The organism is Enterococcus sp. FDAARGOS_553 (assembly GCF_003812305.1).
Lineage (GTDB): Bacteria > Bacillota > Bacilli > Lactobacillales > Enterococcaceae > Enterococcus_D > Enterococcus_D gallinarum.
On the sequence record NZ_CP033740.1, the window covers coordinates 635330 to 649620 of the forward strand.

Here is a 14291-nt window from a genome sequence, read left to right on the forward strand (position 1 = left end):
TGATTCCGATTCTATTCGTTTGATACCTCCATGAGATAGGCATTACGTATGATAGAGTGCATTGATTTTGACATAATCATACGTAAGATCACAGCCCCAAGCTTTCCCGCGACCGGCCCCTTCTTGTAAAATGACATTGATTTTTACTTCTGAGGCTGTCAAGCGTTCTTCCATCAGTGTTTCATCGTAGTCAAGGGGGGATCCTCCTGCAAAAACCGGGATCGCCGCTAATTCGATCGCCACATTGGCAGGATCGATTCTTTGTCCGCTATACCCAATTGCACAAAGGATCCGGCCCCAATTGGGGTCTTTTCCATAGATTGCTGTTTTCACGAGTGGTGAACCTACGATCGTTTTACTGATCATGCGGGCAGCTAAGTCGGTGGGAGCCCCTTTTGTTTCAGCTTCAATCAGTTTTGTCGCTCCTTCACCGTCTTTAGCGATGGCTTTGGCCAATGTCGTTAAGACTGTCTGTAGCATTTTTTGAAATTGCTTATAAGCAAATGTATTTTCTTCAATCGGCGGATTGCCCGCTTGCCCATTTGCCAGCACCAATACCATGTCATTGGTGGAGGTATCGCCATCTACTGTGATTTGATTAAAAGTGACTTCCGTGAGTTTTCGCAGCAATGACTGCAGAAGGGACGGTGCAATAGCGACATCGGTAGTGACGAATGCCAACATTGTCGCCATGTTTGGATGAATCATCCCTGAGCCTTTGGCGCAACCTGCCATGGTGACAGTGTGGCCCGCAATCTCCGTCTGAATCACTTGATTTTTTTCAACAAGGTCTGTCGTTAAAATGGCCTTCTGAAATCCGGTAGGACTGCCAGAATGACTTAATTGACGAATCCCAGCAGCAATCGTTGCCATCGGTAGTGGTCGACCAATGATTCCCGTAGATGCCACCGCCACCTCTTCTGAGGCCACTCCGGCTTGTGCTGCAGCCAAAGCGATCATTTCTCTGGCATCTGCTATTCCTTGTTCTCCAGTACAAGCATTCGCATTCCCGGAATTCACGATCACTCCCCGAAGCTTTCCTGTTTTCAACTGTTCTCTTGTTACTAGGACGGGGGCCGCTTGTACTTGATTGGTTGTGAAAACTGCGGCGGCACTTGCCGGAACTTCAGAGAACAACCAGCCAAGATCGGCTTTTCTTTTTTTCACCCCACAATGGATGCCATCTGCATAAAAACCTTTTGGTGAAACAATTGTCCCTATAATTTCTTTCATGTTACACGCTCCTTATTCTGAACTAATCGAATTCCCAAGTATCGTTAAGGATACCAAGGGATCTGTCGTAATCCAGCTGTTTCCTCCAGCCCAGCCCATTTATTGACGTTCTGGATTGCTTGTCCGGCAGCCCCTTTTACTAAATTATCGATCACCGCAATGACTGTCACGATGTGGGTCATCGGATTTAAGACCAACCCAATGTCACAAAAGTTGGTTCCTGTCACCTGCCGCAGTTCTGGCAGCTTTCCTAACGGCTGCAAGCGAATAAATGGTTGTTCTTGATAGTCTTCTTGATACCTCTGATAAATATCTTCCGCTGTTCTTTCTGGCGCTACAGGCACATAAAGGGTCATCATGATCCCTCTGTTAACCGGAATCAAACTAGTGGAAAATTGGATGGCCGTCAATTCTGGATCCCATTGTTGAAACTGCTGGACAATTTCTGGGATATGCTGATGCTGATTCAATTTATATGTCTGCATATTTTCTGAAATTGTCACAAAATGACTGGTATCTGACAGTTTTTTCCCCGCACCAGAAAGCCCAGATTTGCCGTCAAAAATGGGAATGCCTGCCAACCATTTTCTTCTGACTAAAGGCGCAGCGGCTAAAATTGCGGCAGTGGCATAGCAGCCTGGATTGGCCATTAAATTTCCGTGGGACGTCTGAAACTCTGGCAATGCATATGTTGCAGCATGCAATAAACGATCCGCAGCTGGCGTCAGCTGATACCATTGCTGATAAACACCTGCTTCTTTCAAACGCAGATCTCCGGATAAATCCATCACAGGAAAGTCTTGTTCGACAAATGGCGAGACCAAATCTTTGCTAATACCAGCCGGTGTCGCAAAAAAGACCAATTCATTTTCTTGCATAATCTGCAGCGGATCAAACGGGTAAATCCTTTGGTTGACCAGTTGCTGCAGATGGGGATAAACATTGACTGAATTTTCTTGGACTGAATGACTATGTAACGTTCCTATCTCCAAGACAGGATGCAAGTGGATCAAACGAACCAATTCCAATCCTGTATAGCCGGTAAACCCGACGATTGCTGCTTTCACTTACTACACCCCTTTTTCACTTGTTCTCAAATTCTTTTTCAACAACCTTTCAACAACCAAAGCAGCTCTTCTTTCTTCATTCTCACCTTTCAGTGGTTTCTTCTTTCGTTCCTAAAACATGACGTAGAACAGCGAGTCCTTCAGCCATTTCTGCTTCCGTTATGGTCAATGCTGGCAGCAGACGCAGGACATTCGTTCCAGCTTTCAACACCAGTAACCCTGCTTGACGCAATTCTGTCATCGCCTGTTGGAGAGCAGTGCTATCCTTCAACTCTAAGCCAATCATTAGGCCCTGCCCTCGAATAGCCACGATCTGTGCCAGATCCGTTAAGCCTGCCATAAGCTGCTGATGTCTGGCAGCAACATTTACTAACACAGGGGAATCGGTTAGGACCGTACATACGGCATTTGCTGCAGCCATCGCTAACAAATTACCACCAAAAGTTGAACCGTGACTTCCAGGGCCAAACCCCTGCTGTAAATCAGTTTTTCCTAGCATGGCACCAACCGGCAGCCCATTGCCCAACCCTTTTGCTAATGTAAAAATATCAGGTTCGATCCCATATTGCTCAAAAGCATAAAAACTCCCCGTGCGTCCCATTCCTGTTTGAATTTCGTCTATGATCAGCAGTGCACCTGCTTCTTGACATAACGCGGCCACCTTTTGGACCCATTCTTTTTCAGCTGGGATCACGCCGCCTTCTCCTTGGACCAGTTCCATCATCACCGCAGCTGTTTCCTCATCCAACGCTGCTTGCAGCGGGGAAAATTCATTGAAGGGCAAATACTCAAAATCTGGTACGAGCGGACCAAAATCCTGATGGATGCTTTCTTGAGCCGTTGCTGTCATGGCACCAAATGTTCGTCCGTGAAACGAGCCCTCAAAAGTTAAAATCTTTGTCCGACCCGTTGCTTTTCGAGCTAGTTTTAAGGCTGCTTCATTTGCTTCAGCCCCACTATTGCAAAAATAGGCAAGATATGGACCTTTTGTTAGTTTTTGCGCGACTGTCTCTTGTAACGAATTGGTGTAGAGGTTGGGCGCATGCCATAATTTGTCCGCTTGCTGCAGCATTGCCTGCTGGATTTCAGGCTGCCCATAGCCAAGGTTGGCGACCCCAATACCGCTTGTAAAATCTAAATATCTCCGACCTTGAGTATCTGTTACATAGCTGCCCTTTCCTGCAGCAATCTCTAATGGCAAACGTGTATAATTGGGAAACAACTGACTCATCCATCAACGACCTCCTATGAATATTTATGTATTAATATACATTTTTAGCGAATAAATTGCAATATTTATTTATTTTATAACGAAAATATTCATTCCAACAAAAAAAAAGAGAAGCTTAACGCTTCTCTTCATTCTTGTTTATATTCACAAAAATCGATTGAATAAAATCGTTGTCTTCTTGTATCAGGCCGCATCTTCTGAAAATTGGCTGTTATACAAGTCCGCATAAAAACCATTCTTAGCCATCAATGTGTCATGGTTTCCGGTTTCGACAATCGAACCATGATTCATCACAATAATATTGTCGGCATCCCGAATGGTAGATAAGCGGTGAGCAACGACAAAACTTGTCCGATTTTCCAACAATTTGTTCATGGCTTTTTGGATGAGAATCTCGGTCCGAGTATCCACACTAGATGTTGCTTCATCCAAGATCAACACATCTGGATCAGCTAAGAAGGCGCGCGCGATCGTAATCAATTGTCGTTGTCCTTGAGAGATATTGCTAGCTTCTTCATTGAGGACCGTATCATATCCGTCCGGCAGCTTGCGAACAAAGTCATCCACGTGAGCAGCTTTAGCGGCTTCGATTACTTGTTCTTTCGTCGCTTTGTCATTGCCGTAATGGATATTGTCATAGATTGATCCTGTAAATAGCCATGTATCTTGTAGAACCATTGATATGTTGCTACGAAGCTCATCACGGGTCAGATCTCTTGTGTCCCGACCGTCGTAGCGAATACTACCGCCGGAAACATCATAGAATCGTTCCAACAGATTAATCAATGTCGTTTTACCGGCACCGGTAGGTCCAACGATAGCTACCATTTCCCCAGCTTTGACGTCTAGATTAAAATCGGTCATCAATAAGTTGTCTGGTGTATAACCGAATTGAACATGGTCAAAACGAACTTTATAGTCGCTTTCTTCCACGGGTAATCCAGAAGGTTCATCTGACATTTCTTCTTCATCCAAGACCTCAAAGACCCGTTCTGCTGATGCAACAGTTGATTGGATCGTATTCAATAAACTAGCAATTTGAGTGATCGGTTGTGAGAATTGGTTCGTGTATTGCAAGAATGCTTGCACATCCCCCAAAGTCATGTTCCCATTCGCTACTTTGATCCCACCCAGAACTGCGACAAAGACATAGCCCAAGTTCTTGATGAAGTTCATCAATGGCATAATGATTGCGGAAATGAATTGTGCTTTCCAACCAGCACTATACAGATGATCGTTTTCTTCTTCAAATACTTTTTGATCAGCCGCTTCATGGTTAAAGGTTTTGACAACGGTATGGCCGCCATAGGTTTCTTCAACCTGATTATTCAGTAATCCCAAGCTCTTTTGTTGCGCAGCAAAGAATTTTTGTGATTTTGGTGCGACGATCATTACGACGATCAAGCTTAGCGGCACCGTTGCTAATGCAACCAATGTCAACTGCCAGCTAATCGTTAGCATCATCCACAACACTCCGACTAAAGTAACAATACTGGTAATAAATTGGGTCAAGTTTTGTTGGAGGGTGCTGGCGATATTATCCATATCATTGATTGCCCGTGACATGATATCTCCGTTTGAATGGGTATCATAGTAAGAAATCGGCAAGCGATTCATTTTTTCTTCTAAATCACGACGCAGTTCATAGACGGTCCGTTGTGATACACGGGTCATGATGAATTGTTGCAAGAAATTGAAAATAGCAGAAATAACATACATACCGATAGCGATCATAATGATTTGTCCTACTTTATCAAAATCGATCGGAAATTCGGTGACAGTTTTTCCAGCTTTCATTTGCTCTGCACCAATCATAACACCTTTAAAGATTTCGGTTGTTGCTTCCCCTAAGATCTTTGGTGTTTGAATCTGGAAGATTACGGCGGCAATCGCTAAAACAAATACCGAAATGATTGCGATAGAACGTTTCGACATATAACCGAAAAGTCGTTTTACCGTTCCCCAGAAATTTTTTGCTTTTGGTCCTTTCGCTCCAATGTTGCGCCCTGGACCGCCACCCATCGGTCCACCGCCGCGAGGTGCTTGGTTTTTCCGTTCACTCATGCCACATCCTCCTCTCTCAATTGAGATGATACGATTTCTTGATACGTTTGGTTTGAGGCCATCAATTCTTCATGGGTTCCTTTACCCACCAATTGACCTTCGTCAAGGACAAGGATCGTGTCTGCATCCATTACTGTACTTACCCGTTGTGCGACTACAACCATAATGCTGTTCTTCATGTCTTTTTTCAATGCCGCTCGCAGCTGTGCATCTGTCTTAAAGTCCAGCGCTGAGAAAGAATCATCAAACACATACACATCGGCTTGTTTCACTAATGCCCGAGCGATCGCTAACCGTTGACGTTGGCCGCCGGAGAAATTTCCGCCGCCTTGTTCTACATGACTGTCTAAGCCTTCGCTCAATTCTGAAACAAACTCTTTGGCTTGTGCGATTTCCAGTGCTTTCCAGATTTCTTCATCTGTCGCATCTGGTCTACCGTATTTCATGTTTTCTCGAATCGTACCAGTAAATAAAACCGCTTTTTGTGGGACGAAACCAACTGAGTCCCGCAAATTATGCTGTGTTACTTCAGCGATATTCACTCCATTGATGCGGATCGCTCCTGATTCGATATCATAGAGCCGAGGCAGCAAATTGACCAATGTCGTCTTCCCAGAACCCGTACCACCAATGATTGCCACAAAATCACCCGATTTTGCTTGAAAATCAATGTCTTGCAGTGCTAATTTTTCTGCACCGTGGTAACGATAGTTGACGTGATCAAAAGCAAGTGTGGCTTGATCACCTTTTAATTGAATCATCTTAGGTGCTTTATCATCAACGATCTCTTCTTCTTCGTCTAATACTTCATTGATCCGATCTGCAGAGGCTTGTGCTCTTGGGACCATCACAAAGATCATTGACAGCATCATAAAACTGATCAAGATTTGCATGGCATACGTCATGAATGCAATCAGATTCCCAACTTCTAATGTCATTTCAGCAATATAATGTCCACCAAACCAAGTGATGGCAATATTGGTCCCACTCATAATCAATGTCATCAAAGGCATCATAAGTGCCACGATAGTATTTACTTTGATGGCCGTGTGGGTATAGTCTTTATTGGCTTCATCAAAGCGATTGGCTTCATACCCGGTCTTATCGAAAGCTCGAATGACCCGCACTCCAGTCAATCCTTCACGGAAGACCAAATTCAGACGGTCAGTTTTTTTCTGCATGCTTTTGAAAAGTGGCACAGCAAAATACATGATTCCACCAACCAAAACGATCATAATTGGAATAACGACTAAAAAGATTTTGGTTAACTGAGCGTCTTTTTGATAGGCCAAGAAGCTTGCTCCGATCAAAGTGATTGGTGCATTGATCATCATCCGCAAGAACATTTGTGCCACCATTTGAATTTGGTTGACGTCATTAGTCGTACGAGTGATCAAAGAGGCAGTTCCGAATTTATCAAAAGAACGTGCGGAGAAATTTTCTACTTTTTCATAAATATCTGTCCGTAATTTTTGCCCCAATTTTTGTGATTCTCTAGTAGCAAAGAATGTATTGCCTAATGCAGCCAGAATACTGATCAGTGAAAAACCGATCATTAAAAAGCCGGTACGCCAGATATAATCAATGTCTCCAGTTGCAACGCCATTATTAATGATATTCGACGTTAATGTCGGTAAATAGAGATCTGCTATTACTTGTACAACCATAAAGGCAACGGCCATCAGTGCCGAAACGAGTGAAACTCGTTTAATCAACTTTGTCATTCTTTTCCCCTCTTTCTTTTTGTGCGCCATCTCTTAGCCAGCTGATTTTGTTATTGAAATCAGTCGTTGCTAGCGAAGGATCATAGGCATGATTTTCTGCTAACTCTCGGTATGCTTCAGCAATCGTAGAAAAAACGGTGTGCATCAACAGTTGGACGAGCATTTTCAATTCATGATCATCCTTGACCCGTAATAAGTCTTTGTCGATCTCAGCAAAAAATTCTTCTTCCCACTTCTGTCTCGCTTCTTGATGCTCTTTGTGAGAGCCGTAGAGTGGTTTTTTGTGGATATCCGGCATCACTTTTCGCAAAGAACGATAATCCATACTCATGAAGAGATTGCGATAAAATTTTGCATTTTTTCCTTCTAACACTTCTTCGATCATCCGAGAAAAATACCATTCAAAGCCAGCAAACAGATCGCCCTTTTCGTGTTGAATGGAACGAATCAAATCCCGCTGACTGTTTTTTTTCAACGTATGAAAATAGTAGTAGTATAAGTCTTCCTTATTTTCAAAATACTGATAAAAACTTCCCCGAGGGATTTCTGCGTCTTTGATGATATTGGCAATCGAAGCATCCTTCAATGGGACCCGAGAAAATTCTTTCTTAGCAGCGCTTAAAATGCGTTTTTGCTTATCTAATGGCAAATGGAAAAACGTATCCGTTGGCATCGTCATCTCTCCTTTCAGTTCAAATGATAAATGACAACAATTATTATGACAGGTTGTCATATGACACTGTGTCATTATACACCCCTCATGAGAGAATGCAAGTAAAAAAGTTTGAATATTTTATGAAAGTCATTTTCTTTATAAAAAGGAAATTCGCTTAGTGATTTCATTTCATTGAAAATAGATTCATTGTCTTTTTCTGAAAACAAAAAAAGCAGCGGCTATTCCTTAAGAAAGGAAGCCACTGCACAACAGCCGTTTTTCGATTTTAAATAACATCTATTTTTTCTTTCTAACCCACAGGACACAGCCTACTCCGACTAACAAAACGACTCCAACGACTGGCAAAAACCAATTGACGGTCTCTCCCGTTTTTGGCAATGCTCGACTGTCCGAAGTAGCACTAGCTACTTCTGTTTTGCTAGTTGTTGTTTGTTCCGACGAAGTGTTGGCAGCAGACGTATCAGAAGATTCGGTATTCCCCGTTACTTCAGAAGCTGCTGGGAGATAATGACCTTGATTCACAGCGTAAATGATCCAGCCAATCCGACCTGGAAACAATGTTTCTGAACCACTGGCAGCTACTTCTTCATCTAAGTGTGACAAAATCGATGTCAACCATTCATCTGAAATTGGCTGTTCCGGGGAAATATAAACACCATTTGTTGGGTAAACAACTTGCAGATATGTTTTTAAGCGATCCAGTTCTGGAATCAACGCTGCAAAAGAAGAGTAGCTGCTTGGATCAAAGGCTAGCTGCGGTTCAATCTTCTCCCAAGATAAGAGATGATCGATAAAAAGAGCGCGAACGATCCGAGCAAAATAGCCGATATCCATTCCCATCACATCTTGGCTATATCGTAATGCTAATGTCTCTGCATCTTTTAATTGCTGATCGGTCAATTGATCCAACTCATCTTGCGTGAAAGCTGTCACACTTCCATCAGTGATGCCTCTAGTAAAAGCAGAGCGCAAATCACTTTGTTCTGTAATGGTTTCTGACTCAGGACTTGCTTGAACGCCTGTTTGAGCGACAATGGCTTCTACCACATCCTCGGGCTGTGTCGTCACGGATTCACTACTTTGTGCAGTGTCAGCGGTTGATTCCATTTCAGTATTCGAAACCGTCGCTTCTGTCGAAATGATTTCTTCAGTTGATTGCGTAGATTGAATCGTTTCTGATGATTCCGTTGTTTCCTCTGCAATGGCAGTAATTGGTAAAAATAATAGACAGCTCATGAACCAGATACTCTTTTTCATTCCTTTACCTCCTCAGGATTCTCAGGATTTCTTTGTAACACGAATGTAACACAATAGTAAATTATTCGCAATGTAAAAAGGCACTTCCTTAAGAAATTTAAAAGATATTCAATGTCTTCCGATGCACTCCGCTTCTTCCCTAACAAAAAATCCCGAACCACTTCAGATGATTCACATTAACAGAAGCATTAACGAGATCATCATTCAGCAGTACGGGACGAAGCGTTCTTAATCACCGAATGACACATGGATAGAAAAAATTGTACCATTCGAATCTAGCTGTTTTTTAACTATTTGACTTGTACAGTCATCACAGGACTAGCACTTGTGACTGTTCCTTTAGCAGTCATGGTTTCTGAGATAACTTGTTCCATATTGGTGAGTACCACAAGCATATCAGTTGCTTTATTGCTAGCTGCCAATTCTGCCAGATCAACTTCAGCAACTTGTGTAGCGGCAGTCACTTGTTGCCCTTCTTGGACGAGGATATTGAAAGGCTTGCCTTGTAGCTCAACGGTATCGACACCCATATGCAGCAGAATCTCAAGTCCATTTGGTGTCGTGATTCCAATGGCATGTTTGGTTGGGAAGATCGTTGTTACAGTTCCTGCAGCTGGTGCATAGATTTTTCCATTTGCAGGAGCTACATAATATCCGTCACCCATCATTTTTTGAGAAAAAACAGGATCCTTTGACTCTGTAATCGCATGAACGGTTCCTTCAGCAACTGCATATAGTTCAATGGTTTCAGGTGCTGCAGACGTTGCTGGTGTTGTAGCCGTCGTTGAAGTAGCCGCCGGTACTTCTTCATCAACAGCATTGACAGCAGCTAAACGGTCTTTAGGAATCCCAAAGAAGTAAGTAGCCACAAAGCCACCTGCATATCCTGCTAATAAACCAAAGACATAGCCTAACCAATGACCGTTCGCAATCAACGGAATCAAAGCTACTCCAGAAGGTCCAATGGCGGTAGCGCCGATATTCGACAATGCGCCGATAACCGCCCCACCGATTCCGCCTCCGATACATGCCGTAATAAATGGTCGGCCTAATGGCAGTGTTACACCGTAGATCAATGGTTCTCCAATACCTAAAATCCCTACTGGCAAAGCGCCTTTGATCATTTCAGAAAGTTCTTTATCTTTTCGCAGACGAATCCACAGGGCTAATGCCGCCCCTACTTGACCAGCGCCAGCCATTGCTAAGATTGGCAATAACTGTGTGCTGCCAGTTGCTTCGATCATTTGAATGTGGATCGGTGTCAAGATTTGATGTAGACCAAACATGACCATTGGCAAGAAGGTTGCTCCGAGAACAAAACCTGAGAATGCGCCGCCGACATTTAATACCCAATTGATTGAGCCAACCAAACTGTCTGAAATAAACCCAGCTAATGGCATGATCAAAAAGATCTCTGCCAAACCGATCGCTAACAAACACAAAGTTGGGGTAACGATGATATCAATGGCTTCAGGAATCACTCGGTGCAAAACAGTTTCCAGTTTAGCCAGCAACCAGACTGCAAAGATCACACCGATGATCCCTCCTTGTCCAGCTGCCAGAGGATCTCCTGTAAAGAGGTTGGTGATTGGGGCTTCTGGATTCATTCCAGTCAATAAGACGACCGACCCAATGACACCACCTAGCGTTGGGTTCGCTTTAAATACTTGAGCTGCATTGACACCTGTGAAGATCACTAAATAAGAAAACATCCCGTTTTTTAAGATATTTAAAATCATGACATAATAATTCCACGTGTCGCCATCGATTTTTCCTGCAGTGATCAAGTTCGTCATAACAGAAGCAATACCAGCAACGAGACCAGCACCGACAAACGCTGGGATCATTGGGACAAAAATATTCGAAATATCTTTCAATAATGACTTGATTGGTGATTGTTTTTGTTTCGCTTTTTGAGCAGCTTTCATTTCTGCTGCTTTCGCATTCACAGCCTCTTTTCCACTGGTAGCTGCCACAGGAATTTCTTGCCCTAGATCAACACCCGCTTGTGCCGCCATGGCATTTGCTACTTTATTGACTTTTCCAGGACCGATGATCACTTGCAGTTGTTCATCATCCACTACTCCTAAGACTCCGGGAATGTTTTGTAACCCTTGCTTGCTGACCTTGTTGTGATCTCGAACCGTCATCCGTACTCGAGTCATACAATGAGTGACAGAGGCAACATTCTCGATACCGCCTGATTCTTGAAATATTTTTTCTGCTAGTTGTGTAACTGTCAGTTCTTCTTTTGCCATTGATTTTTTCCTCCTATCCTTCTAACGTTCCTTTAACGAACCCTTCTGATTGTACCAGCTTTGCAGCAGCTTCTTCTTTTTCACTATTGGTAAGCAGCATAACGATCGCTAACTTCACATTTTGATCGGCTTTTTCAAAGTAGTCTGCCGCCGTTTCATAATCTGCTTCGGTGGCTTGCATGATGATTCTCTTGGCCCGTTCAACGAGTTTGTCGTTCGTTGGTTTAACATCGACCATTAAATTATTGTACACTTTTCCGATGCCTACCATCGAAATCGTGGAAATCATGTTCAAAATCAATTTTTGAGCAGTCCCTGATTTCAATCGGGTAGAACCTGTCAGAAATTCTGGTCCGCAATCCACTTCGATCGGGAAGCTGGCATGTTTTGAAATTTCTGCTTGTTTGTTGCAGGCGATCGTTCCTGTGGTAGCCCCGATTTCATTTGCATAGTCTAGTGCTCCAATGACATAAGGTGTGCGGCCGCTGGCTGCGATCCCAATGACCATATCATTTTCCGTCAGCTTCAGGTCAATCAAGTCTTGACGCCCTAATTCAACAGAATCTTCTGCCCCCTCAACCGCTACAGTCATTGCTTCTTCACCGCCAGCAATCAAACCGATCACCATATCCGGTGAGACCCCAAAAGTAGGGACACATTCAGCGGCATCTAAAACTCCTAGTCGTCCGCTGGTACCAGCACCGAGATAGATCAATCGTCCCCCTTTTTTGAAAGATTGAATCGTTTGCTGAATTACTTTTTCAATGCTTGGCAATTCCTTTTCAACGGATTGAGCAACTTTCTGGTCTTCGGCATTCATTTTCTGACAAGCCTCTGCCACAGTCATTTCATCCAAGCCAAATGTTGCTTGATTTCGTCTTTCAGTCGTTAAGTTTTCTAAATTAATCATTGTCATTTCTCTCATCTCTTTCTATTTTGAATCGCATTCCTGCTTTGATTTGTTGGAGCAAGGGGAGATCTTCTTCAATCACTTGCGCAGCGACATTGACTTTGTCATCTGCGGGCAGGATTCGCTTACAAATTTGGATTTCCCCCATATAGCGCAAGTAATCTTGATTATCGATAGTCACAGCTCCGACAACCCGTTTTTGAGCAGTTTCTGGGGAAATCAATGGGACTTCAGCAAATCGGGCATTTGCACTGCGAATCACATCTCTTGCCTCATCTTGCCGGCTCTCATGCTCTCCTAAAATATGTTGATAATAGGCAGAACCAATATCCTTTGTGCGAAGAAGGACGGTCTGATCGGCTAGATAAGAACTGAATTGCTTCAAAGAAGCAGGGGTCACGATACCATCACCAATGTAGACAGCATCAACGGCACAATCCCTCAACAACTCCAGTGCTGCTGCGAAGGGGCTCATGCTGCGATGCGCTTCCAGTGTCGGCAATCCTTGGTAAAGAGGACCTCTTTTATTCGCATCCCCAGCAACAAAGGCCTGTACAAGAAAACCTTGTTGTTTCAACCACTGATTTTTGGCCTGAAACCATTCTTTGTCTAATCCCGTCTCCGGACGCGGATAGTAATTGTGCCACGCCTCTAGATTAGAAAAATCTGCCTGATAGGTGTTCAACTCGTTAATATCTTTTTCAGTCAATGTACTCGCATTTAAACTAATAGTTATTTTACGAGATAATTGAGCAATGGTCTGATTGTCGATCGCGTAATCCATTCGCAGCCCAGTGACTCCCCGATCCGTCAGTTCATTTAACTCTTTATAGGAAAATCCTGCTTTAGCCAATGCCTCTCCTGAAATATCTACCATTAATGACAACCGATTCTTTTTTGCTATTTCACCAAGTGTTGTCAATCGTTGGCGATAACTGGCGGCATCATCTTCTGGTATATGCATGGATGTAAAAATCCCAGAAAAACCTTGAAGCGCCATTTCTTCGATGGCATCGATGTCTGTGGTAGTCAAATCGGCATTCATAAATACTGAAAACCCAAACATTGTTGATTCCTCCTTGCTGGTACCGTTTTCTACAAAATGATTATACAACGGCCTGTTTGTTTTTGCAACTATATTTCGTAATATATAATTATAAAAAGAAATATAATTTCATAACGGTGTATTTTTTAAGAAAAAGTTGTCCCTTAAACTTTCTAATGCGGTTCGGCCATTAGTTGTGGTACACTTTATAAGGAGTCAACGAGCGCGTAATTTTTACATAGTAGGAGGAATCACATCATCAATGATTACAATGGATGATATTATTCGCGAAGGCAACCCAACTTTGCGGGAAGTAGCAAAAGAAGTCCCCTTTCCATTAAGTGAAGCGGACATTCAATTAGGGAAAGACATGATGGAGTTTCTAGAAAATAGCCAAGACCCAGTGAAAGCCGAAGAATTGAATTTACGAGGCGGAGTCGGTTTAGCAGCACCTCAACTAGATATTTCTAAAAGAATCACTGCTGTTTTAGTTCCTAGTAGCGATCCTGAAAATCCAGAACCTGAATTTAAAGATGTGTTGTACAATCCTAAAATCTTAAGCCACTCCGTACAAGAGGCATGTTTAGGTGAAGGCGAAGGCTGTCTGTCTGTAGACCGGGAAGTACCAGGCTATGTCGTACGTCACGCCCGAATCACGATCAGCTATTATGACATGCAAGGCAAGAAGCAAAAAGTTCGTTTGAAGAACTATGCAGCTATCGTCGTGCAACATGAAATCGACCATTTGAATGGTGTCATGTTCTATGATCACATCAATGAAAAAAATCCTTTCTCATTAAAAGAAGGAATTTTAGTGATCGATTAA

11 protein-coding genes are annotated in these 14291 nt (G+C 43.1%); 1 reads left to right on the forward strand and 10 read right to left on the reverse strand.

Features of this window, described 5'->3' with window-relative positions:
• Window positions 1-42: 42 nt before the first annotated feature.
• The 10 genes from argJ to EGX73_RS03425 form a co-directional block, all read right to left on the reverse strand.
• Entirely contained in the window at window positions 43-1233 is a 1191-nt protein-coding gene (gene argJ / locus EGX73_RS03380; RefSeq protein ID WP_003128150.1) for a bifunctional glutamate N-acetyltransferase/amino-acid acetyltransferase ArgJ, read from the reverse strand.
• A gap of 44 nt (window positions 1234-1277) precedes the next feature.
• Window positions 1278-2300 carry an N-acetyl-gamma-glutamyl-phosphate reductase gene (gene argC / locus EGX73_RS03385; RefSeq protein WP_123866734.1) on the reverse strand — a complete coding sequence of 341 codons (1023 nt, stop codon included), beginning with the start codon at window positions 2298-2300 and terminating at the stop codon, window positions 1278-1280.
• An 82-nt stretch (window positions 2301-2382) separates the two neighbouring features.
• Window positions 2383-3531, reverse strand: a complete 1149-nt coding sequence (locus tag EGX73_RS03390) for an acetylornithine transaminase (RefSeq protein WP_003128147.1) — start codon at window positions 3529-3531, stop codon at window positions 2383-2385.
• Window positions 3532-3714: 183 nt separating this feature from the next.
• Entirely contained in the window at window positions 3715-5595 is a 1881-nt protein-coding gene (locus EGX73_RS03395; protein ID WP_123866735.1) for an ABC transporter ATP-binding protein, read from the reverse strand.
• Window positions 5592-7319 (reverse strand): ABC transporter ATP-binding protein, encoded by a 1728-nt coding sequence (locus tag EGX73_RS03400; protein WP_003128145.1) that lies wholly within the window; start codon window positions 7317-7319, stop codon window positions 5592-5594. Before EGX73_RS03400 ends, EGX73_RS03395 begins: the two co-directional genes overlap by 4 nt.
• Complete coding sequence (locus EGX73_RS03405) at window positions 7303-7992, reverse strand: TetR/AcrR family transcriptional regulator (protein ID WP_003128144.1); 690 nt, start codon at window positions 7990-7992, stop codon at window positions 7303-7305. The genes EGX73_RS03400 and EGX73_RS03405 overlap by 17 nt, the downstream gene beginning before the upstream one ends.
• Window positions 7993-8271: 279 nt before the next feature.
• Window positions 8272-9252: an LPXTG cell wall anchor domain-containing protein gene (locus EGX73_RS03410; RefSeq protein ID WP_041119883.1), complete on the reverse strand. Its 981-nt coding sequence runs from the start codon at window positions 9250-9252 to the stop codon at window positions 8272-8274.
• A gap of 290 nt (window positions 9253-9542) precedes the next feature.
• Window positions 9543-11510: a glucose PTS transporter subunit IIA gene (locus tag EGX73_RS03415; RefSeq protein ID WP_021150572.1), complete on the reverse strand. Its 1968-nt coding sequence runs from the start codon at window positions 11508-11510 to the stop codon at window positions 9543-9545.
• Between the two features lie 13 nt (window positions 11511-11523).
• Window positions 11524-12426, reverse strand: a complete 903-nt coding sequence (gene murQ / locus EGX73_RS03420) for an N-acetylmuramic acid 6-phosphate etherase (protein ID WP_005470111.1) — start codon at window positions 12424-12426, stop codon at window positions 11524-11526.
• Window positions 12413-13486, reverse strand: a complete 1074-nt coding sequence (locus EGX73_RS03425; protein WP_021150573.1) for a DUF871 domain-containing protein — start codon at window positions 13484-13486, stop codon at window positions 12413-12415. Before EGX73_RS03425 ends, murQ begins: the two co-directional genes overlap by 14 nt.
• 241 nt (window positions 13487-13727) lie before the next feature.
• Between EGX73_RS03425 and def the strand changes: the two genes are divergently transcribed.
• Complete coding sequence (gene def, locus EGX73_RS03430) at window positions 13728-14291, forward strand: peptide deformylase (protein ID WP_003128139.1); 564 nt, start codon at window positions 13728-13730, stop codon at window positions 14289-14291.

Bases quoted from the DNA above. Each gene is read 5' to 3' on its own strand.
- EGX73_RS03390 (WP_003128147.1), bottom strand. From the start codon at position 3,531: ATGAGTCAGTTGTTTCCCAATTATACACGTTTGCCATTAGAGATTGCT.
- EGX73_RS03425 (WP_021150573.1), bottom strand. From the start codon at position 13,486: ATGTTTGGGTTTTCAGTATTTATGAATGCCGATTTGACTACCACAGAC.
- def (WP_003128139.1), top strand. From the start codon at position 13,728: ATGATTACAATGGATGATATTATTCGCGAAGGCAACCCAACTTTGCGG.
- EGX73_RS03405 (WP_003128144.1), bottom strand. From the start codon at position 7,992: ATGCCAACGGATACGTTTTTCCATTTGCCATTAGATAAGCAAAAACGC.
- murQ (WP_005470111.1), bottom strand. From the start codon at position 12,426: ATGACAATGATTAATTTAGAAAACTTAACGACTGAAAGACGAAATCAA.
- EGX73_RS03410 (WP_041119883.1), bottom strand. From the start codon at position 9,252: ATGAAAAAGAGTATCTGGTTCATGAGCTGTCTATTATTTTTACCAATT.
- EGX73_RS03395 (WP_123866735.1), bottom strand. From the start codon at position 5,595: ATGAGTGAACGGAAAAACCAAGCACCTCGCGGCGGTGGACCGATGGGT.
- EGX73_RS03400 (WP_003128145.1), bottom strand. From the start codon at position 7,319: ATGACAAAGTTGATTAAACGAGTTTCACTCGTTTCGGCACTGATGGCC.
- argJ (WP_003128150.1), bottom strand. From the start codon at position 1,233: ATGAAAGAAATTATAGGGACAATTGTTTCACCAAAAGGTTTTTATGCA.
- EGX73_RS03415 (WP_021150572.1), bottom strand. From the start codon at position 11,510: ATGGCAAAAGAAGAACTGACAGTTACACAACTAGCAGAAAAAATATTT.